20 protein-coding genes are annotated in these 20,536 nt (G+C 70.0%); 14 read left to right on the top strand and 6 right to left on the bottom strand.

The features are described from left to right. Positions 1–36: 36 nt before the first annotated feature. The 4 genes from IE275_RS27700 to IE275_RS27685 form a co-directional block, all read right to left on the bottom strand. Positions 37–840: a class I SAM-dependent methyltransferase gene (locus IE275_RS27700; protein ID WP_189714150.1), complete on the bottom strand. Its 804-nt coding sequence runs from the start codon at positions 838–840 to the stop codon at positions 37–39. Between the two features lie 125 nt (positions 841–965). Then, positions 966–1,166, bottom strand: coding sequence for a hypothetical protein (locus tag IE275_RS27695; RefSeq protein WP_189714149.1), 201 nt, complete (start codon positions 1,164–1,166; stop codon positions 966–968). Then, a complete protein-coding gene (locus IE275_RS27690; protein WP_189714148.1) occupies positions 1,121–1,318 on the bottom strand; it encodes a P-loop NTPase family protein in 198 nt (65 codons plus the stop codon). The genes IE275_RS27695 and IE275_RS27690 overlap by 46 nt, the downstream gene beginning before the upstream one ends. Next, positions 1,315–1,575 carry a hypothetical protein gene (locus IE275_RS27685; protein WP_189714147.1) on the bottom strand — a complete coding sequence of 87 codons (261 nt, stop codon included), beginning with the start codon at positions 1,573–1,575 and terminating at the stop codon, positions 1,315–1,317. Before IE275_RS27685 ends, IE275_RS27690 begins: the two co-directional genes overlap by 4 nt. Before the next feature lie 551 nt (positions 1,576–2,126). On the opposite strand from IE275_RS27685, the gene IE275_RS27680 reads away from it, so the two are divergent. The 14 genes from IE275_RS27680 (at position 2,127) to IE275_RS27615 (ending at position 17,153) form a co-directional block, all read left to right on the top strand. Continuing rightward, entirely contained in the window at positions 2,127–2,546 is a 420-nt protein-coding gene (locus tag IE275_RS27680) for a hypothetical protein (RefSeq protein WP_189714146.1), read from the top strand. Positions 2,547–2,639: 93 nt separating this feature from the next. Then, complete coding sequence (locus tag IE275_RS27675) at positions 2,640–3,074, top strand: hypothetical protein (protein ID WP_189714145.1); 435 nt, start codon at positions 2,640–2,642, stop codon at positions 3,072–3,074. 228 nt (positions 3,075–3,302) lie between these two features. After that, on the top strand, positions 3,303–3,800 hold the full coding sequence (locus IE275_RS27670; RefSeq protein WP_189714144.1) for a hypothetical protein: 498 nt from the start codon (positions 3,303–3,305) through the stop codon (positions 3,798–3,800). 545 nt (positions 3,801–4,345) lie between these two features. Beyond that, positions 4,346–4,816, top strand: coding sequence for a hypothetical protein (locus IE275_RS27665; RefSeq protein WP_189714143.1), 471 nt, complete (start codon positions 4,346–4,348; stop codon positions 4,814–4,816). A gap of 219 nt (positions 4,817–5,035) precedes the next feature. Further along, positions 5,036–6,445, top strand: a complete 1,410-nt coding sequence (locus IE275_RS27660; protein ID WP_189714142.1) for a cellulase family glycosylhydrolase — start codon at positions 5,036–5,038, stop codon at positions 6,443–6,445. A 378-nt stretch (positions 6,446–6,823) separates the two neighbouring features. Then, entirely contained in the window at positions 6,824–8,044 is a 1,221-nt protein-coding gene (locus IE275_RS27655; RefSeq protein WP_189714141.1) for a metallophosphoesterase, read from the top strand. A gap of 159 nt (positions 8,045–8,203) precedes the next feature. Beyond that, a complete protein-coding gene (locus IE275_RS27650; RefSeq protein ID WP_189714140.1) occupies positions 8,204–9,181 on the top strand; it encodes an NADPH:quinone reductase in 978 nt (325 codons plus the stop codon). A gap of 154 nt (positions 9,182–9,335) precedes the next feature. Beyond that, a complete protein-coding gene (locus IE275_RS27645; protein WP_189714139.1) occupies positions 9,336–11,798 on the top strand; it encodes an MMPL family transporter in 2,463 nt (820 codons plus the stop codon). A 144-nt stretch (positions 11,799–11,942) separates the two neighbouring features. Beyond that, positions 11,943–13,250 (top strand): sensor histidine kinase, encoded by a 1,308-nt coding sequence (locus tag IE275_RS27640; RefSeq protein WP_229870624.1) that lies wholly within the window; start codon positions 11,943–11,945, stop codon positions 13,248–13,250. Beyond that, complete coding sequence (locus tag IE275_RS27635) at positions 13,247–13,903, top strand: response regulator (RefSeq protein WP_189714138.1); 657 nt, start codon at positions 13,247–13,249, stop codon at positions 13,901–13,903. Before IE275_RS27640 ends, IE275_RS27635 begins: the two co-directional genes overlap by 4 nt. 578 nt (positions 13,904–14,481) lie before the next feature. Next, positions 14,482–14,898: a hypothetical protein gene (locus tag IE275_RS27630; RefSeq protein ID WP_189714137.1), complete on the top strand. Its 417-nt coding sequence runs from the start codon at positions 14,482–14,484 to the stop codon at positions 14,896–14,898. Between the two features lie 318 nt (positions 14,899–15,216). After that, positions 15,217–15,897 (top strand): M23 family metallopeptidase, encoded by a 681-nt coding sequence (locus tag IE275_RS47110; protein ID WP_189714136.1) that lies wholly within the window; start codon positions 15,217–15,219, stop codon positions 15,895–15,897. Between the two features lie 20 nt (positions 15,898–15,917). Beyond that, entirely contained in the window at positions 15,918–16,610 is a 693-nt protein-coding gene (locus tag IE275_RS27620; RefSeq protein ID WP_189714135.1) for a hypothetical protein, read from the top strand. 33 nt (positions 16,611–16,643) lie between these two features. Beyond that, on the top strand, positions 16,644–17,153 hold the full coding sequence (locus IE275_RS27615; protein WP_189714134.1) for an LGFP repeat-containing protein: 510 nt from the start codon (positions 16,644–16,646) through the stop codon (positions 17,151–17,153). 93 nt (positions 17,154–17,246) lie between these two features. Here the strand turns inward: IE275_RS27615 and IE275_RS27610 are convergent, their stop codons facing one another. Together IE275_RS27610 and IE275_RS27605 are read right to left on the bottom strand one after the other, a co-directional pair. Then, positions 17,247–18,137 (bottom strand): RICIN domain-containing protein, encoded by an 891-nt coding sequence (locus IE275_RS27610; RefSeq protein WP_189714133.1) that lies wholly within the window; start codon positions 18,135–18,137, stop codon positions 17,247–17,249. A 116-nt stretch (positions 18,138–18,253) separates the two neighbouring features. Then, complete coding sequence (locus IE275_RS27605) at positions 18,254–20,521, bottom strand: hypothetical protein (protein ID WP_189714132.1); 2,268 nt, start codon at positions 20,519–20,521, stop codon at positions 18,254–18,256. Between the last annotated feature and the right edge of the window lie 15 nt (positions 20,522–20,536).

Here is a 20,536-nt window from a genome sequence, read left to right as displayed (position 1 = left end):
GACGGCTTCTCGGACGACATGTCGACCAGACCCGTCTCAGGCGGTGGGCAGGGGTGAGCGGCTGACGCGGATCTTCGACTGGCCGTGTGGGCGCTGCTCCCAGTCCTCCATGAAGCGCGCGTGCAGGCCGTGCCCCCGTGCCAGGGTCAGGAGGGTCTCGGTGCGGTAGTAGAAGTCCTCGCGCAGCACCTGGTGTTCGGTGCCCTCGGTGCGGTCGAAGGTGAAGTCGAAGAAGCCGGTGTCGGTCAGGACTCGGCCGACGTGCGCGAGGCATTCGTCGATGACGTTCAGCGGCGAGTGGGAGAAGACGCTGTGGGCGTGGACGACGTCGAAGTGGTCGTCGGGCAGGAAGTCCAGGGTGAGGTCGCCGGTGATGGTCAGGTGCGGCAGCTTGTCCTGGAGCCGGCGCTCGGTGAGCGTCTTCTTCGCCGCCATCAGGATGTCGGGCGAGATGTCGACGCCGTAGTAGTTGCCGGGGTCGAGGTGGCTGATGAAGCGCCAGCCGCCGCGCAGGTTTCCGCAGCCGATGTCGAGCATGCGGTGTTCGGGGCGGAGCCCGTGTTCGACGAGGTAGTCGAACTGCATCTGCCCGAGCGCCAGCCAGCGGTCGTGGGTCTGGCTGCCGACCGCGGCTTCCGGGTTGCGGAGGGTGTCCGAGGCCATCACGGCCCGGTAGTAGCCGACGTGGTCGGGGTGCTTCAGACGCAGCCAGGTGTCCCGGCCGGCCCGGCGGAGGTACGGGGTGACGCGGCCGGGGTGGCGCAGGGCGTAGCCGATCTTGTGGGTGAGGGCGGCGCGGTTGTTGCGCAGTTTCTTCGGTGACTTGGCGTCGGCGGGCATGGTGAAGCGACCTCCGTGCGACAGGGGATCCCCGGTGGGGGACGTAAGAGTGAAGAAGGACAGAGGTAAGGGAAGAGGAGGGGGCCGGGAGTGCGGCGGATGTGCCCCGGTTGTCGTCGCCGCGGTCAGACGCGGCGGCGCAGGAGCAGCGCGGTGGCGACCGTGAGCAGGACGGGCAGGCCGGTGTCGGACCGCGTGCCATACAGCGGACCGGTGTCGCGGCCGTCGAACAGACCGCTGTGCAGGGCGTCCAGCATGCCCGAGCAGTAGTACGCGGCGATCACCGCAGCGGCGACCAGGGCGGCCGCGCCGGTGCCGGCCGACACTCGCGGCCGGCGCCGTCGTGTCCGACGATGGCGGTGACACGGCCGCCGGGCACGGTGAACTTCCAGTCCCGCAGGGCCGGGCCGCCCCGCTTCGGGTGATGGAAGCCGAGTCCTGTGGCGCACAGCGCGGCCGGCACGTCAGGCCTGGTCATGTGTCCTCCTTTCGTTCCCGGGCGACCGGGGCCTTGGTTTCGTGCTCGTTGTCGTAGGCGTCCAGGGCGGCCGTGACGAGGGCGAGGACGTCGGCATGCTCCAGCCCCGCGTGCCCCCGTCCCGGCGGTGAGCTCGGCGCGCAGGGGGAGTCGTCCTCGACCGTCAACGCGCCTGTTCGAAGCGCCCGTTCGGCCTGCTCGGCGATCGGGACGTAGGCCGGTACGGCGCTGTCACGGTCGATCCGGTACTCGATCACATCGCCTCCCCTGTTTCACCATGCTTGTATTAATGAATTAATGGAAGCATGGTGGATGTGCGGCCGTGCTGTCAAACACCGAGGAGAGAGCAACCAGGTGGTCCGCGGACGAGGCCTCCGAGATCGGAGCGCAAGGCCGCCCAGGGCCTCGTGGTGTGTTCGAGGCGGAGTCAGATCTCTCCGGGCGCCGTGGCGGTGAGGCAGGTGGCGGCCTCGGCGCATTGGTCGTCGGCGGAAGCCGAGTTGGGCGGGCGCCGTCGTCCTTGACCACGTGGACGCGGCCCGGTAGTGGGCTGCTCTTGGGGGGCAGGGTCGAGCGGCGGGGCGAGCCGCTGCCACGTGCCGGCGCCGGCCCGCACGAGAATGGCGAGGGCGGCTCGGCCGATGCGGAGGCGCTCCTCCCGCTGTTCCTCTCGGCGCCCGCCGTGCACGAGGTGCTGGTGCCGGTCCTCGCCCGCCACGGCGGACCGGCGGCTGGCCGCGCGCCTGCTGGAGGCGACGGTCGACGGTGGCCGACTGCGTGACGGCGTACCGTCCGGGGTACTCCAGCCTTGGGCCGCCTGGGACACACCCCGGCCGCGTCCCTGCTGTGGGAACACGTCGACGACTCGTACTACGTGTCGAAGGACGCATGCCTCGGCCTGCTGCACCTGCCGTGCGAGGATCTGCGGGGCGCGATCGCCGAGACGCTGGAGAAGCACGAAGGGTCCGCCCTTTTCCCCGAGTTCCTGCCTGTCCTCGCCCCCAAGACCAAAGACCCGGCATGGCTGGACCGGCTCGTCGCATGGGGCGAGAACCGCGCCTCGGTCGACTGCAACGGCGGCCTGATCCTGGGCATCTCCCTGCACGGCGACCATGCGCGCACCGCTTTCACCCGCCTGTTGTGGGACGCCCGCCGGGAGGCCTGCGGTACCTCCGGGGCGTGGAAGACCGTCGAAGCTGTCGTGTGCGGCGTTCAGCCAGTGCTGTGACCGCATACGTTCACCGGGTGGGTGATCCATGACGCCAGGGGCTGAGCATCTAGGGTGAGGGGTCACAGCTCAACGGCGGGGTGGGGAGGGCGTATGGCGGGGCTCGAGGTTCCTGGGCCGGATTCGGACTGGGAACGCGCGCCGCAGTACCAGGGCGGCAAGCGAAACCCGGCCTTCCAGTCCAGCATGTGGGAGTACGCGGCGAGCTCCTTCCGGCTGGTTGCCGGCCTGTCGCCGTCGCTGGACGTTCTGGCCGCGCGGCTGCGGTTGACCATCGAACGGGGCTGGGAGGACCTGGGCCCGGTGGATGCGGCGATGTTCCGCATCCAGAAGATCGACTTTGCGCTCAGCCGACTGGAGGGCAGCCCGCGCCCCGATGTCTTCGTCTGGGTCGGCCGCGCCCAGGCTGACGTCGACACGGCCTTGAGCCTCCTGCTCGATGCCCTCGGTATCGGCGAAGAAGCCCTCACCTTCCGCGGCGACATCGAAACCGGCTTCGTGGACCTGCCGAGCGAACCTCAGACCTGAGACCTGAAGCCACGCTGCTTCACCGACGATGCGGATCACGCGACAGTGGACCTCCCGCAGGTAGGCGGCGAGTTCGCGGATGGACCAGCGGGTGAAGGGCTGGCCGAGCTTGGCCGGGCGGGTGGTGGCCGTCTGAGCAACGAAGTCATCGAAGTCCCTTGGACCGAGCCGCTTTGGGAGGCATTCTCCGGGCTTTCCACGATGACGGGCACGGCCCATGATGGCGGCATGGCTGCCGACGAAGACCTGCTCTGGGACGCGGACGACAAGACCATGCAGATGGTTCCGCGGCTCCGGCGCGTCGGGGTGACGGCCGGCTGCCTCGGCTTCCTCGGCCTACTGCAGCGGACGGACTCGAACGCCGCATGGGTCCTCTACGTAGGCGCCCTCCATCTCCTCGGGGAGATCGCGTACTGGGCGTGGGACCGACGGCGTCTGATCGAGGCACGCATCGTCCCGGGCGAAGCCGACGGCCCTGCCAGACTCCGCCTCCGCCGCGTCGGCGGTCAGATCACCGAACACGACCCCTACCACGTAGCGCGCGTCCTCATCATCCACGACAACGTTCACGACCTGGCAAGACTCCGCCTGATCCTGCACAGCAGGCAGCTCCTCTTCGGACGCGCGGGCCGCCCCCCGGCCCTCACGACATGGCGCCGTACATGCCCGAAAGCCGAAGTCGGCGACAGAGCAGCCCATTGGGGCATGCCAGGAATCCCTGACTAGCCGGGACCTGTCCGGCCGATCATGCCGCAGACGCGGGGTCTGGCACGCACGCACTCCTCCGGAGGGGGACTTCCAGCCGCGTGGTCGTCGGTCGCCGACCCTCCGCGTCGACTCCATCCGCGGACGAGGTTCTGGACGACGTGCGGGACTACGTCCGGAGTGTCTGCGACCCGAAGACTCCGTCGACCTCGAGGGCCAGCGCGTTCCCCCCTGACCGCTGTAGAACGCGTTGACTGCGAGCTGGACGCACGTCACGGCAGGGCCGGTGTCGCCGTAGCGGACATAGGGCGCGCCCACCTTCGCGTTCGCCGACGAGGCACCCGCCATGGTGACCATCAGCGTCGCTCAGGCGGCGACGGATACCGCCCAGGCCATGGCGCGCGCGGTGCCGGGCACCTTTGCCGGGCCCGGTCCCGGCATCCGGTCGGGCGGCGGCACCTGAGCCTGTGCGTCGACGATCCGGGCCGGTCGCCCGCACGTCGAGGACCTCCACCGCGAAGGGAACTCCGCCGTGTGCTGCGGGACCTCTCGCTATCCTTCCCGGCATGCCTCCGTGCTTCGACGCGTACGTCTGGGTTCGACGCGATGACCGCGCCGTGCTCCTGTCCAGGTTCATCGAGAAATACGTGGACCGTGCCGACCCCGGGGACCCGCGCTTCGACTCGTTCGTCCGTACGTTCGTGGCGGAGGAGCCCTCTCCCGGTGACGCCGAGGCGCTGGCCGACCTGGGCCGGGGCGAAGGCGGCACGGGCGCCTTCTCGCTGTACGTGAAGGCGCGAGGCTTCTACGGGGCGATCATCACCCTCACCGAAGAGGGCGCCGTCGTACTCGGGTTGTCGCTCGACGATCCCGCCGGCGATCCTGAAGTCGAGTGTCAGGCAGCCGAGGTGCTCACTTCGATGCTCGCCGAATTCCAGGCCACGGCTGGGATCGCCGGTGTGGAACTGGCACCTCCGCAGTCCCTCGCGGAATGGAGAGACGAAGGCCTCGTCCTGCACCGGACCGGAAGCATCTGAAGCACCGGCCGTGCGACGGCGGCGTCCAGAGAGCGGGTGTCCACAGCACCGCGGCAGTGAGCACCAGGCCGAGTGCACCGTCTCCGGCGTGGGAGGTCGGCCCCCGGACGGTTTGCCCTGTTCTCGCCTTAGCCGAAGGCCGGTCGACCTGGTTGGCTGCGCTGGCAGTTGAGTACTTCTCCACTCGGCGCGATCACGCGCCCTGGGCCGGAGGTGTTGATGCGCAGGTGCGTGGCCGTCGCTGCGGGGGCACTGATACTGATTGCTTCCGCGCTGCTTCCCGGTCCCGCCCACGCGGATGCCGTGGAGCCGGTGCCCAGGAGTCGGCTGACCGATGACCGGGGCAGGGCGCTCACCCTGCGGGGCTGGAACGTAGGGGACAAGGTTCATCACGGGGCCGACGCGCTGTCCGCGATCACCGAGCGGCACTTCCGTGACATGTCGGCCCAGGGCTTCGACTTCGCTCGACTGCTGCTCTTCTGGGACGACTTGGAGCCGGAACCCGGCCACTACAGCCGCCGGTATCTCGGCAAGATCGACCGGATCCTGGACTGGGCCCAGCGGTACCGGATCCATGTGGTGATCGATGCCCACCAGGACGTGTTCGGCCCCCGGTTCGGACACCGGGGAATCCCCGAGTGGGCGACACGCACGGACGGGCTGCCGTTCACGCCTCACCCGGACGACTGGTTCTCCGAGTACTTCGAGCCGGCTGTGCAGGCCGCGTTCCAGCATCTCTACGAGGACACCGATCTGAGGAGGGCGCAGGCACGCATGTGGCGGCTGCTCGCCGCGAGGTTCGGCGAACACCCCGCCGTCCTCGGCTATGACCTGATCAACGAGCCGATGGGCCGCCTCGACCCCGGCGAGGACCTGCCGACCGCCGCGAAACGGATCGAGTCCCGGCAGCTCACCCCGATGTACAACCGCATCGCCGACGCCGTTCGCCACGTCGATCCGGACAACTGGCTGTTCGTGGAGCCGACACCGATCGTGGGCGAAGGCGTGCCGACCGGCCTGGGCCGCATCGACGACCCCAAGGTGGTGTACGCCCCGCACCTCTACAACGCGGTGATGGAGGCGGGCGGAGACTACGACCCGGCCGGTGGCTGGCTGGAGGCGTACGAGGCCGCCGTGGTCGACTATCCACGCACGTACGGCCTCCCGGTCGTTGTCGGTGAGTGGGGGCCACTGAACGGCCAGCTGCCCCACATGGGCCGGTTCTACGACGATGCCCTGACCTCCATGGACCGGTACAGCGGCGGATGGGCGGGGTGGGAATGGTGCTACGGCGGCGGGTACTGCGCGATGGACGCGAACGGTCAACTGCGCCCCAACAAGGAGCGAACCGTACGCCCGTACGCTCGGGCTGTCGCGGGCGAGATCCACGTCGACAGCTACACCCCGGCCACACGCACCTACCGGCTCAGCTACGCGCCGCGCCACGGCGGCACGACCGAACTGTCCTTGCCGCCCGCACCGGTGGGCTGGCACATCGCGGTCGACGGGCCGGCCACTGCCCGGCCCTCAGCGGTACCCGCTGGAACAGCCGCCACGGTCCGGGTCACCCCGAGAGGTGCCGCCAAGTCCGGCGTGACGGTGATCATCACGCCCGCACGGCTGCATTGACCCCTCGGGAAGTCCTCGGCTTGTGGGTGGCGAGGCCACGGCTGAATGTGAAGGGCGGGCTGCCCACACCACGGTGGAAGCAGCCCGACGGGACCCATGCAATGAGTTCGATCAACGTCGTAGAAACAGCGGCCGCGCTGCCGGCCGCCTGAAACTCCCACTCCCTGGCAGAGGTAGGCACGGCCCGGGTGAAAGTCCTGCGCATGGACAGCGGCCCAGTCCAGGAAGCGGCCCACGGGGCCGATGAGATGCTGCTGGTGCTCGACGGGCGGCTGCACCTGCTGCATGCCAAGGGGCCGCACCCATGAACGCCGGTCCGGCCGGCCTGGGTGACCGGATACAGTGCGCGAGACGGCAGCCTGGCCAGGGAGGGAAAGCGTGACCGACACCAGCAACACCCGGCCCGCCGAGGGTGAGGCGCACGCGCCGCGGCAGAGCCGACTGCACCGCCTGATGCGCTACCTCCCCCTGATCGCCCCCGTCCTGCTGTGGGCCGTGCCCTGTGGGGTGCTCCTGTACAGCGGTCAGCACTGGCCGCTGCCCGTCACGCCGGCCGGCACCGCCCTGTTCGCCCTCGGCCTCGTCGGTATGCCGCTCGCGATGGTGCGCGGCCACGGTCGGCGCCAGCAGGACCGGGCGGCGATCATCGGTGACACCCTGCTGGGCACCAGCTGGGTTCTGTTCACCTGGTCCGTTCTGCTCGGCGTCCTCCTGCGGCTCGCCCTGACCGTGGCAGGCGTCGGCGAGAGCCAGGACCGGGCCCGGATCGTCACGTGGGCCGTTCTCGGCGTCACCGCCGCCCTCCTCGCCTGGGGGTACGCCGAGGCCCGCCGCGTGCCACGCGTGCGCCGACTCGACGTGCAACTCCCGCGGCTGGGTGCCGGGTTGGACGGTCTCCGCGTCGCCCTCATCACCGACACCCACTACGGCCCACTCGATCGCGCTCGCTGGTCGGCACGGGTCTGCGAGACGGTGAACACTCTGGAAGCCGACCTGGTCTGCCACACGGGCGACATCGCTGACGGCACCGCCGGGCGCCGCCGCGCCCAGGCCGTCCCCCTCGGTACGGTGCGGGCCACCAAGGCCCGTGTCTACGTCACCGGCAACCACGAGTACTACAGCGAGGCCCAGGGCTGGGTCGACCTGATGGACGAGCTGGGCTGGGAGCCGCTGCGCAACCGCCATCTCCTGCTGGAACGCGGCGGCGACACCCTCGTGGTCGCCGGCGTGGACGACGTCACCGCCGAGTCCTCCGGCCTGGCGGGCCACCGCGCCCACCTCGCCGGAGCCCTGAACGGCGCCGACCCCGACCTGCCGGTCCTGCTCCTGGCACACCAGCCCCAGTTCGTCGACCGGGCGGCAGCCGCAGGCATCGACCTGCAACTCTCCGGCCACACCCACGGCGGCCAGATCTGGCCCTTCCACCATCTGGTCCGCCTCGACCAGCCCGCCCTCGCCGGCCTCAGCCACCACGGCCCCCGCACCCTCCTCTACACCAGCCGCGGCACCGGCTTCTGGGGCCCGCCGTTCCGCGTCTTCGCCCCCAGCGAGATCACCCTGCTCGTACTCCGCTCCCCGCACCTGCCCACCTCACCGTAGGACAAGCCAGGGCCTTGGAAGGATCTACGAACGGCTCCGATGGTGGTCGGGCGACGACACCTGGAAACGGGTTCCCGGGAAGTAGCCGCTCGAGAACGGCCCCGCCCCTGCGGCGATTCCGCCCCGACCCAGCGCCCGAACGACTACGGGAGATTCCGCATGATCGCGTCCTGGTACGACGAACAGGGCCCCGCCGCCGATGTCCTGCACGTCGGCGAACTGCCCGACCCCCTGCCCGGTCCCGGCGAGGTCCGTGTCCGTGTGACCGTGTCCGGCGTCAACCCCGGCGACACCAAGAAGCGACGCGGCTGGCTCGGCTCTTCGATGCCCTACCCGCGCGTGATCCCGCACAGTGACGCCGCCGGCGTGGTCGACGCGGTCGGGAACGGGGTCGACGCCCGCCGCGTCGGACAGCGGGTGTGGGTGTACGGCGCCCAGTCCTACCGGGCCTTCGGCACCGCCGCCCAGTACACCGTCGTACCCGAGCATCAAGCCGTCCCCCTGCCCGACCACCTCGGCGACGGACTGGGCGCGAGTCTCGGCATCCCCGGCATCACCGCGCACCGGGCCGTGTTCGCCGACGGCCCGGTCGACGGGAAGATCGTGCTGGTGCACGGCGCGCTCGGGGGTGTCGGTTCCCTGGCCGCGCAGCTCGCGCGCTGGGGCGGCGCGACCGTCATCGGCACCGTGCGGCGCGGCGGCGACCTGGAGCGCGTCGACCCGGCGGTCGTCTCCCACGCCGTCGCCCTGGACTCCGACGACCCGGCAGCGGCGATCCGCTCCCACGCGCCCGACGGCGTGCACCGCATCATCGAGGTGTCCCTGTCGGCCAACGCCGACCTCGACAACGCGGTCACCGCGCTCGACGCCGTCATCGCCGCCTACGGAACCCACGACGACCGCACCGAACTCCCCTTCTGGCCGCTGCTGTTCAACAACGTGACCCTGCGCCTGCTCGGCAGCGACGACTTCCCCCTCGCGGCCAAGCGGCAGGCCGCCCGCGACCTCACCGCCGCGGCCGCTGTCGGCGCCCTCACCGTCGACGTCGGCGACCGCTTCCCGCTCGTGGACATCGCCAAGGCCCACGACCGGGTCGACGCCGGCGGGCGCGGCCGGGTGCTGGTCACCGTGCCGTGAGGCGGAGGGGCACTAGTACCGCAGTACTAGTCGCCCTGCGCCGATTCGGTTCCACAGGAGGCAGGGGGCGGGAAATCCCGCCCCTAGCTTGAGATCACGGGTCGATCAGGCCCCGCTCACGCACATGATCTCTTCTTCCGGTGGGAGTAACTCCGTGGCCACCTTCCTCTATCGACTGGGACGATCCGCCTTCCGGCGACGACGCCTCGTCCTCATGTTGTGGATCGCCGTCCTGGCCGCCGTCGGTATCGGTGCCATAAGTTCCACCGGCTCCACCTCCGACAGCTTCGCCCTGCCCGGCACCCAGTCCCAGAAGGCCATCGACCTGCTGGGCGAGGAGTTTCCGCAGGCCTCCGCGGGCGGGGCTTCCGCCCGGGTCGTTTTCGAAGCCTCCGAAGGGCAGAAGCTCACCTCCACGGCCAACAAGGCCGCGGTCGAGTCCCTGGTGGCGAAGCTGGAGCAGTCGCCGCAGGTGTCCAGCGTCTCCGACCCCTTCACCAGCGGTCAGGTCAGCAAGTCCGGCACCATCGGCTTCGCCGGGGTCACGTACACGGTCCCCGAGGCCGAAGTCGGTGACGCCGCGCACGACGTGCAGACCACCGTCGTCGAGGAGGGCGAGAAGGCCGGGCTGACGGTCAGCATGGGCGGTGACGCCGTCGCGGACGAGGCAGCGAGCAAGGCGGCCGAACTCATCGGCCTCGGCGTCGCCGCCGTCGTCCTCCTGATCACCTTCGGCTCGATGATCGCCGCAGGGCTGCCTCTGCTCACCGCGGTCCTCGGCGTGGGCGCGGCCATTCTGTCGATCACTCTCGCCACCCAGTTCTTCGACATCGCCTCCCAGGCCTCCACCCTGGCGCTGATGCTGGGCCTGGCCGTCGCCATCGACTACGCCCTGTTCATCGTCTCCCGCTACCGCAACGAGATCCGAGACGGCCACGACCCCGAGGAAGCCTGCGGACGGGCCCTGGGCACGGCCGGCTCCGCGGTCGTCTTCGCGGGCCTCACCGTGATCATCGCGCTGGCCGGCCTCAGCGTCATCGGCATCCAGATGCTCACCTCCATGGGCCTGGGCTCGGCCTTCGCCGTCGCCGTCGCCGTGGTGATCGCGCTGACCCTGCTGCCGGCCCTGCTCGGTTTCGTCGGCCCCCGGATCATGAAGGCCAAGCTGCTGTCCCGTCGTATGCAGGCGCTGGAGCGCGGCGTGGGCGTGTCCATGGGCGTGCGCTGGGCGACGTTCGTCACCCGTAATCCGGTCAAGGTCCTCGCCGTCTCGGTGATCGGCCTCGGGCTGCTGGCCGTCCCCGCCATGTCGTTGCGCCTGACGCTGCCCGACGACTCCATGAAGCCCCCCGCCAGCACGCAGCGCCTCGCCTACGACACCCTCAGCGAAGGCTTCGGGCCGGGCTTCAACGGCCCGCTGACCGTGGTCGTCGACGCGCGGGGCAGTGACGACGCCGAGGGCGCCGCCGCTGACGCCACCGCGGTGATGCGCACGCTGGACGACGTCGCGTCGGTCCGTGACGCGGCCTTCAACGAAGCCGGCGATGTCGCCATCATCGGAGTCGTCCCCGGGAGCGCTCCGACCAGTCAGGCCACCAAGGACCTGGTCGCCGACATCCGCGACCACAGCGCCGGCCTGCACGCCGCCACCGGCGCCGACCTGATGGTCACCGGCACGACCGCGGTCAACATCGACGTGTCCGCCAAGCTCGCCCGAGCCCTCATCCCCTACCTGGCCATCGTGGTCGGCCTCGCCCTGATCCTGCTTCTGCTGGTCTTCCGCTCGATCCTGATCCCGCTGAAGGCCGCCGTCGGCTTCCTGCTCACCATCGCCTCCACGCTCGGTGTCCTGGTGGCCGTCTTCCAGTGGGGCTGGCTCGCGGATGTCTTCGGCGTCGACCAGACCGCACCCATCGTCAGCGTGCTGCCCATCCTGCTGATCGGCGTCGTCTTCGGCCTCGCCATGGACTACGAGGTCTTCCTCGTCACCCGGATGCGCGAGGAGTACGTCCACGGCGCCGCCCCGACGAAGGCCGTCGTCGAGGGGTTCCGGCACAGCGGCCGGGTGGTCACCGCCGCCGCGGTCATCATGATCTCCGTCTTCTCCGGCTTCCTCCTCGACGACGCGGCGCTGATCAAGTCGGTCGGCCTGGGACTCGCCTCGGCGGTGTTCTTCGACGCCTTCGTCGTTCGTATGACCGTCGTCCCGGCGGTGCTGGCCCTGCTCGGGCACCGCGCCTGGGCCCTGCCCAAGTGGCTCGACCGTGCCCTGCCCGACGTGGACGTCGAGGGTGAGAAGCTGCGCCGGACGCCGGCGGCCGGCAGCACGAGCACCGCTCCGGAACCCGTACTCGCAGGCGTGACCGCCGAGATCGGCCCGGACTCGGACCGCTCCCCCGGCCCGCGTGCGTTCACCGGCGGCTCCGGTGCCGACACCTCGGACACGGTCTCGCGGACGTCGCCGCTTCACCGGCACCACCACGGCAGGACCCGGGGACTGTCCGGGCTCATACAGCGTTCCACGAGTGCCGACGACGACACCCGGCCCGCCGACACGAGCACGTCGAAGGCGACAGCGACGGGCGGGATACGGAGGAAGATGTTCCGTAAGCGCTGACGGGAACGCGTCGCAGCGGCGGCTGCCGACAACGGCCCGATCGGCCACCGGAACGGCCGCCGCCCACCGGCCCTCTCCCCCGCCCCGCCCGCCGGTCCGACTCCCCCGGACCGGCGGGCGGCCCCCGACCCGCGAAGGACCCCCGTGACCGCACCGAGCGCACCGGCGCAGGACCCCCGCCCGGACGACGACCGGATGCTGGAGACCCTGACCAGTGATTCCGAGCAGCGCGTGATCGCCTCGGTCATCTTTCGGATCGCCGCCTTGCGGCGGGCCGACCGGGCCCACCCCAGGATCCGGCGCTGGGGGGTGCCGGCCTTCTGCGCCGCGCTCGGCGTCACCTCCTACCTCAACCCCTACAACACCGGCGACGCCCCGGCACAGCTGGCGCTCCTCCTCGCCTTCACCGTGCCGCTCCTGTGGCGGGAGCGCCACCCCCTGCTGGTCTTCGCCCTCACCACCGCCGTGTCGGTGGCGGCGCTTCCCCTGGGGGTGATGACCGGTGCCGACTCCGCGAGGGTCGTGGCCCTGTTCAACGTCGGCCGCTACTGCACCCCGCGCCAACTGGCCCTCGCCATCGGTGTCACCACCGCGCAGCTCGTGGCGTGGGCGACCGTCTTCTGGAGGGGCGGCCAGCTGGAGCACGCCACCCGGCCTGAGGTCGTGACCCTGCTGGCGATGACCGCGATGGCCGCGTTCGCCGCACTCGGTCTTCTCAGCCGACTGGCCGGCGCCTACATCGACGCCTTGAAGAAGGAACGCGACCAGCGGGCCCGCCTCGCCACCGCGCAGGAACGCGCCCGCGTTTCCCGGGAGATGCACGACATCCTCGGCCACACCCTCTCCGTCATCGTCGGCCTGGCCGACGGTGCCGCCGCGCTCGCCGCGACCAAGCCGGAACGCGGCGCCCAGACGCTCCGCATCATCAGTGACAGCGGCCGTGACGCCCTGGCCGAGCTACGCCGGCTGCTCGCCGTCGTCGGCGAGGACAACGACCGGCCGCATCACGCCCCGCTCGCGCCGCAGCCCGGCCTGACCGACCTCGAAGCCCTCCTCGAACGCGTCCGCGCGGCCGGCCCCGCCGTCACCCTGAACACCCACGGCAACCTCACCGACCTGCCCCCGGGCCTCCAGCTGTCCCTCTACCGCATCGTCCAGGAAGCCCTGACCAATACGGTCAGGTACGCGGCCTCCGGCACCTCGGTCAGCGTGTCTCTTGCGGCCACCCCCGACGCCGTCCACGTCACCGTCGAGGACACGGGCCCGTCCCGCGCCGCCGCACACCGTCCCCGTGCGAGCGGCGGCGGCCGTGGCCTGGTAGGCATGCGTGAACGAGCAGCCCTCTACCAAGGAAGCGTCACCGCAGGCCCCAACGCTCAGGGCGGCTGGACCGTCCGCGCGCTCCTCGTCCCCGATCCGCCGACCGTTTCCCCGGAGAAGCACCCCTCATGACCACCGTCCTCATCGTCGACGACCAAGCACTGCAACGCATGGGCTTCAGCATGCTGCTGGAGGCCCAGTCCGACGTCACCGTCGTCGGCGAGGCCACCAACGGCAGCGAAGCGGTCCGCATGACCGCCGAACTCCGTCCGGACGTCGTCCTGATGGACGTCCGTATGCCCGGCATGGACGGCATCGAGGCCACCCGTCGCATCGTCGGGTCCGGCGGCCGCTCCCGCATCCTCGTCCTCACCACCTTCGACCTCGACGAGTACGCCTACGACGCCCTGCGCGCCGGAGCCAGCGGCTTCCTGCTCAAGGACGCCCTGCCCGAAGAACTCGTCGCGGGAGTACGGGCGGTGGCCGCGGGCGACGCCGTCATCTCCCCCGGCCTCACCCGAAAACTCATCGACAACTTCAGCGACCGCCTCCCCGGCCACTCCCCCCAACAGCAGAGCCGGCTCGCGGACCTCACCCCGCGCGAACGCGAAGTCCTCACCGCCATGGCCACCGGCTGGACGAACGGAGAGATCGCCGAGCGGCTTCATCTGGCGGAGTCCACCGTCAAATCCCACATCGGCCGGATCCTCACCAAGATCGACGCCCGCGACCGCGTGCAGGCCGTGATCTTCGCCTACGACACCGGCCTCGTACGGCCCGCCTGACCCGACCCGGCCGTCGCCCGGCCGTCCCCCTCTCCCCCACGTCCTCGCCCGTGTCCACCGCTCCGTCCCCGACGCCCGACCGCCTCGACGGCACCGCATTCGCGCACACACCTTGCCTCCACGGAGGTGTCCCCCGCCTCGCCGCGCCCGCGCTGAACAACAGCCGGCCGCGAGCGGGCCAGAACGCGTACGGCCTCGTGAGCGGCGTCGGCCACCGACAAAAGACCCCGTGCACCGACCGGCTCGTGCCGTCGACCGTGCTCCACCGGACGCTGTCGTTTCGTCGCGCAACCAACCGACCGGCGGAACCCCCCTGCGTCGCCCTCCAGTTGCGGCACATGGATGACCGGCGTTGACTGGAATTACCCCGATGACTAGCGAGAGTCGGATGTGAATTTCGCCGCCCGCTCCTCAGCGCGTCGTCGTCAACCCTCCCGCGCTGCGCTAGTCGTGCCTGCCACCAAGCGGCAAGACCAGTCGGACGTGTCGTGCGACCACGAAACGCTCATGCTGGTACCCGCCATCGGAGGTTCGCCATGACACATGTCTCGTTTGTCCGCAGCCCCCTGTCCAGGGTCATGGCCCTGCTCATCACGGCCGCCCTGACACTCTCCCTGTCGGTCACTTTCACACTCGTCTCGGCGAAACAGGCAGCAGCCTGCCTCACCACAAGTCAGCTTCCCGGCAAGTGGTATTCAAGCAATGACAGGCTGAGCCGCATCGACGTGACGGTTTCAGAAAGCTGCGGCCTCTACGTCAGGGCCTATTCCACGTGCGACTACGACGCGACGAAGGACTGTGCCTGGGACAAGGGCCGCACGAAGAAACTGTCCCCCAGCAGGTACGTCGCGGGTGCCCAGTACGCCAAGTACACATGGAACAACGCGACCGAGCAGCTGCGCCTGACCCGGGACTCGGCCTACTTGTCGGTTCAGGACTACATCAAATGGAATTCCGGCGAGACGGAGAACTTCACCGTGCGCATGCACAGGTGATCGCCTAAGGCGGCCCGGCGGGAAATGGCGAACGCGACTCCTGATGATCACGGTTCTCGAAGCCGAAGATCATGAAACAGGGGTCGCGTTCTCATGCCGTCTTCCCTGGGCGACGTCTTCCACCGGGTGAGGACGTCGACCTCCCGTCGATGACGTCAGATTGACGCCGCACTGACATCGATTCCGTACCCTCGAATGACGACGCACGAAGTCGGATCGGACGCCATGGCCTCCAGAGCGATCGTCTCGGAGGGGAATTCCGTGGAAAACCGGGGCTCGGCCACGGCTCCGTGCCCGCACCATTGAGAAGGCCTTGTCATGGTTGCTCTGTCCAACGTCCAGTTCGGCAAGCGGAACGAGGACGTACGCACCGTACAGAAGGCCCTGATCAAACGGGGCCGCAAGATCTCCGACGGCGCCACCGGCCTCTTCGGAGACCAGACCAAGGCCGCCTACCGCGCCGAACAGCTCGCCCAGGGCTTCACGGGTCCCGACGCCGACGGCGTACCGGGCCCCACCTCCCTGGCCACCCTGGGCCGCCTCAGCGGCCTCTTCCGCGTCGAGGACAGGGGCGCGCCGACCCCTGCGAGGCGTCCCGGCAGGGTGCCCTCCCCCGTGCCCGGCCACAAAGTCAGCTTCGAATTCTACGAGCGCGGCCCGTACGCCTGGAAGCCCGACGGTGTCGGCCGACACACCGGCCAGGACTACGCCGCCGGCTCCGGGGTCCCCGTGGTCGCCGTACGCAGCGGAACGATCACCTGGTCCAACGAGCGGGGCAAAGAGTACGGCCAGTGGATCGGGCTCGCCGCAGACAACGGATATGTCTACACGTACTGCCACCTCTCACAGCGGCAGGTGAACGCCGGCCAGCACGTCGCTGCCGGACAGCAACTCGGCAAGGTCGGCACGACGGGCAACTCCACAGGACCGCATCTGCACTTCGAGATGTCGAAGGGCCCCGCCTGGTCCTACGGCAACGTCGCCAAGCCCACCTGGTGAGCGGGAGCGAGGAGCCGGTCATGACCCATCACAACCCCTACCCGGTCCCCGAGGACCCGGACGTGTTCGTGCCGGCCGAGTTCAGGGGCTGGCAGCACGGCTACGAAGCCGGGATCAGCTCACCGCCGCACGTTCCCAGGACGCTGCCCTCCCGGCACCACGGGTACACGAAGGCCCGGGAGCAGGGCGCGCACGCGGGCAACGCCGACGGGCAGGCCGAGGGCTGGAGGTGGGCGTACTTCGACGAAGCCGCCGCCCTGCCGCGGCCCGGGAACACGGGAACGTACGGGCCGCGGGAGAGCGGTGAGCCGGACGACGGCGGGGACTTCTCGGAGAGCTGGCCGTGCGTGGGCGAGGCCCCTCTGCGGGTGATGCTGGCGCTGTTCGCCCCGGGTGACGAGGCCGACGACGGACTGACCGGCCGCACCCTGGCCCGGGCCTGCGCGGACAAGGGAGTCGCCAGGCTCTATCTGCCCCTCCTCACATCGTCCCCGGGACCCACGGCGGAGCCGACCGGTGACGCCCTCCGCGACGCGGGCTACCGGCACGGCTCCGTGTGCGAGTCGCTGGCCGAGGCCGCCCCCCAGGCACGTCCGCGGACACTGACGCGCGTACCTCACTACGGTGCTGTCGTACGGTACGAGCCCGCGGGCGAGCACCACTTCTTCGACCTTCTGCCACTCAACGGCATCCTGGCCAGGGAGCCGTTCTGACGGGCGTTTCCCAGGCGAACCCGGAGATCGGTCATGACTGCCATCGACGACAAGTGGAACCAGATCACGTGGATCGGCCCGCCGTTCGACGCGGGTGCCGGAAGCGGTGAAGGGCCGAACCCCGATGGGCGCGGCACGTCGCGGGACTACACGGAAGGTTCCATCTACTGGTCCCCCGGGACCGGCGCGCACGAGGTCCACGGGGACATCCGCGTCAAGTACGCCCAGCTCGGCGGATCGAGGGGCTTTCTCGGCTATCCGGTGACGGACGAACTGGGCTGCCCCGACGGCGTGGGACGCTTCAACCATTTCGAGGGCGGCTCGATCTACTGGACCGTGCAGACCGGCCCGCACGAGGTGCACGGCGCGATCCGTGACCAGTGGGCGAACATGGGCTGGGAGAACTGCTACCTCCGCTACCCGACCTCCGACGAGCGAGGCGAGGGCAACGGCCGCTACAGCCAGTTCCAGGGCGGGTACATCCGTTGGTCACCGGAACAGGGGGCGACCGCCCAGCAGGCCACTCGGTACGACGACAGCTGACCGGCCGCTCTCGCGGGGAATCGCACAGAGGTCTCCGAGGGGCTCTGCCCTCGGAGACCTCTGTGCGATTCGGGCGCTGAACGTCACTCCACGTCACTCCGTGGACGCGGGCGCGACGCGCCAGGACTGGTTCTTCCCGCCGAGGCAGTCCCACTGCTCCAGATACGCTCCCGCGGACGGTGCTGTCAGCGTCGGGTTGTGCGCCGTCAGGCACTTGCCGCTGTGACGTACGCGCAGGTCCCAGGAACCGTCACGTCGGCCGGCCAGCGACCAGATCTGGTTGGCGTCGCCCTTGCACGAACTCGCGACCACCTTGGTTCCGTTCCCCTTGCCGAATTCCGCAACGGTCAGACAGCCTCCCTGCGAACCGTCCACGATCTGGAAGGCGTTGGACAGGGCCGCTCCGCCGCCCCACCGCTGGAATTCGAACCGCTGACTCGGTGTGCCTTGATCGTTCGCGACCGTCGTTCCGGTTCCGCTCTCCGTCGCCGCGCCTTCGGCGTCGACCACGAGCACGGACAGTTCCTCCGCGCCGCGTCCCGCGGGCAGGATGGTGATCGCGTACGACGCGGCAGCGTAGAGGAACGGGTAGGCGTTCGACCCGTCCGCACGCACCGTGGCCTTCCAGCGGTTCGGCGCCTCGGCGTTCTCCTGCGCGGTTGTGGTACGGACCTCGGGCACGACGCACACGAGGTCCTCCGGGGTCGCCTCCCGCCAGACGTAACCCTCCAAGCAGGTCGCCGGTCCGTACGGTCCGCCCTCGGGATTGCGCCGCGCCTCCTCCTGGCTGTTGTCGGCCGCAGCCTGGTCCTGGACCGCCTGAGGCACACAGACATGGTCATCGGGCGACGTCAGCCTCCAGACGTAGCCCTCGACACAGGCATCGGGTTCGTCCGAGGCCGGCACCGGTGCCGCGGGGGTGAGGCCGAGGCCGGTCACGCCCGCTGTCAGCGCGGCGATGAGCAGAGCTGATGTCCTGGTCACGGCACCCTCCTGGGGGACGTCACGCCTCGGTCATGCCGGTGTCGGGCCACCTGGGCGCGAGCCGGCCGGCGTGGAACTCGCATGGTGTCTCGCCTCGCTCTCGCTTTCTCGTGCGTTCAGGTGACCGGGGTGACGTGCAGGCTCTTGCCCACGACGGATTCCCAGGCCGAGTACGGGCCCGTCCCCTTGGTCGCCACGTTTCGCCGCCGGTACTCGAACTTCGGCTGGTCCGGGCGCACGCCGGCCACCAGGTCGGAGAACCCGAAGGGGATGTCGAGACTCGCCTCCGGCACGTCGCGGTTGAGGCTCACCGTCACGGCGTCGGCGGAGCCACGTCTCACCTCCACGTCGATGCCGAACACGTCGGCCAGTTCGGGCGGCAGGCTCTCCGGATGCTTGAGCTGGTAGCTGCTGACCTCCACCCGGGCCACCAGGCCGGTGGAGGTGCCGAGTTGGTGGACCCGTTCCAGCGTCACCGCGGGATCCAGATGCACGGTCACTCCGGTGAAGTCGAGCGCCAGGGAGCTCACCAGGCGGGGGTCGACGGGGATGCGCTCGCTCTGGGTCAGTCTCAGCAGCACCTCCCCGTTACCCACCGGCGGATTGGCCGGCGGCTGGAACGCGGGAGGTGCCCCGGCCGGGGCCGCTTCGGGCGGCGGCTGCACGGGGGGAGCATCCGGCAGGCCGACAGGGAAGGCCGCGGGCGTCGCTGCCGCGGCGGCGTGGTCCACGGGCACGCCGGTCAACGGATCCAGCACGAGCAGGGCCGCCGTCACCCCGGCGACATCCGCCCGTACGGCGCCGGCGCTTCGCACCTTGGCGTAGAAGGGCGGTGTCCATCCCGTCGGCCAGGTCGCGGGATCGGGGAACGGGGCCGTGATCTGCTCCGTCGTGAGGAATCCGTCGTCCGGGCGGTCCAGTCGGATGCGGACCGGAATCTCCCTGCGCGCCGGCGGCGCCTCCTCGTCCGGCGAGCTCTTCAGGTCGAGCAGCACGCGTCCCTCGACGCCGGTGGCGGCTCCCGCGGGCGGTGCGAGGAGCTGGGCGAGCAGTGTGTAGAACTCCATCGAGCAGTCGAGCACCAACTCGAACCCGCGGGCGTCCACTTGCGTGGTCTCGCTGTCCGCACTCAGTTCCCTGCCGCCCAGGTCCTTCAGCCAGGACGACTGATCGAACGTGGCTTTGGCGTATCCGCCCATCACCAGCTGCGGATAGGACACCCCTTCCAGCTCGGCGATCACCGCGCGAAGCTTCTCGGTCTCGCGGGGGTCGAGCCAGGGCACCACCTTGAACCGGACGCGGACCTTCCATGTCTGGGTGGCGGCGTCCGCCCCGGCTTCCCGGACGAGCAGCACGCTCATGGCGGGCGTGCCCCGCTCGACGTCGAAGGCGAGCCGGTACTCGTGCGGGATCACGAAGTACTGGTTGGGCAGAGGCGACACCTGCCACATGCCGGCTCCGCTCTCGATCCACACGTTGTCCGGGTCGAGCCCCTCCTGGGAGTCCGCGCCGCTCTTGAAGTTCCAGTGGTAGTAGATCGGGCGGTTGGGCTTGTCGGACGGCGGCAGGTAGAGCAGGACCCCTCCCCCGCCCGGCCCGAGGAGCATCGAGGCGTTGTCGACATGGAGCAGCTCCAGCGTCGATGCCTGGATCTGCTCGTCCAGGGTCTGGGCGAGCCGGTAGGCCTGTTCGTCCGAGCCGCCGTCCGCCCGGAACTGGTCGAGGGTCTCGCGCCGGGACAACTGCGCGACCTGGAACTGCTCCTCTTCCTCGGGGGTGGGTGAGGCGCTGTTCTGGTCGCGGTAGTACACCGTTCCGCTCACGACGATGGCCGCGTTCATGTCGGTGCGCAGGGTGTCCGCCATGACGGCCGGGTCCACTGCGACGGCGAGTGCCAGACGGCGCACCACGCCCTCGGGCGGTGGCAGGTCGCTCACCGAGGTGAAATCGGCCCCGGTCTCCGGTGCCGTGGCGGTGAGGACAGCCGCAATGTCGCTCAACGGCAGCGCCTGCGCCTCGGGAGGAGCGCCGTCCGGCCGGACCAGGTCGATCCACACCAGCAGGCTCCATCTGCCGGCGTCGTCCTCCTCCAGGAACACGGCGGGCGTCTTGGACCTCTTCGAGCGGGTCGGCAGGACGGCGACGGGTACGAAGCACACGGTCCCGTCGCCGCTCCTGAGCACCTCCCCGGACTCCGTCGGCGCGGTCTCCAGTACGGGGATCCGGTCGGCCGGGAGCTCCGCCTGGTGGGCGATCACGTCGCCCAGGAGACCCGGCTGGAAGGTGTCTCCCGCCATGGTCATGTTCGGTCCGGTCGCCGCGTCCGTCAGACCGGAGTCCAGATCCAGTGCCTGCAGGTGGGAGACGTCGAGCTCGTCGGTCATGACATCGCTCCTTCA

This window comes from Streptomyces phaeofaciens, assembly GCF_014648915.1.
GTDB lineage: Bacteria > Actinomycetota > Actinomycetes > Streptomycetales > Streptomycetaceae > Streptomyces > Streptomyces phaeofaciens.
This window is presented reverse-complemented; position numbering and strand designations above follow the sequence as displayed.

Bases quoted from the DNA above. Each gene is read 5' to 3' on its own strand.
- IE275_RS27605 (WP_189714132.1), bottom strand. From the start codon at position 20,521: ATGACCGACGAGCTCGACGTCTCCCACCTGCAGGCACTGGATCTGGAC.
- IE275_RS27675 (WP_189714145.1), top strand. From the start codon at position 2,640: ATGGCGGGGCTCGAGGTTCCTGGGCCGGATTCGGACTGGGAACGCGCG.
- IE275_RS27620 (WP_189714135.1), top strand. From the start codon at position 15,918: ATGACCCATCACAACCCCTACCCGGTCCCCGAGGACCCGGACGTGTTC.
- IE275_RS27650 (WP_189714140.1), top strand. From the start codon at position 8,204: ATGATCGCGTCCTGGTACGACGAACAGGGCCCCGCCGCCGATGTCCTG.
- IE275_RS27635 (WP_189714138.1), top strand. From the start codon at position 13,247: ATGACCACCGTCCTCATCGTCGACGACCAAGCACTGCAACGCATGGGC.
- IE275_RS27615 (WP_189714134.1), top strand. From the start codon at position 16,644: ATGACTGCCATCGACGACAAGTGGAACCAGATCACGTGGATCGGCCCG.
- IE275_RS27660 (WP_189714142.1), top strand. From the start codon at position 5,036: ATGCGCAGGTGCGTGGCCGTCGCTGCGGGGGCACTGATACTGATTGCT.
- IE275_RS47110 (WP_189714136.1), top strand. From the start codon at position 15,217: ATGGTTGCTCTGTCCAACGTCCAGTTCGGCAAGCGGAACGAGGACGTA.
- IE275_RS27690 (WP_189714148.1), bottom strand. From the start codon at position 1,318: ATGACCAGGCCTGACGTGCCGGCCGCGCTGTGCGCCACAGGACTCGGC.
- IE275_RS27700 (WP_189714150.1), bottom strand. From the start codon at position 840: ATGCCCGCCGACGCCAAGTCACCGAAGAAACTGCGCAACAACCGCGCC.
- IE275_RS27670 (WP_189714144.1), top strand. From the start codon at position 3,303: ATGGCTGCCGACGAAGACCTGCTCTGGGACGCGGACGACAAGACCATG.
- IE275_RS27665 (WP_189714143.1), top strand. From the start codon at position 4,346: ATGCCTCCGTGCTTCGACGCGTACGTCTGGGTTCGACGCGATGACCGC.
- IE275_RS27630 (WP_189714137.1), top strand. From the start codon at position 14,482: ATGGCCCTGCTCATCACGGCCGCCCTGACACTCTCCCTGTCGGTCACT.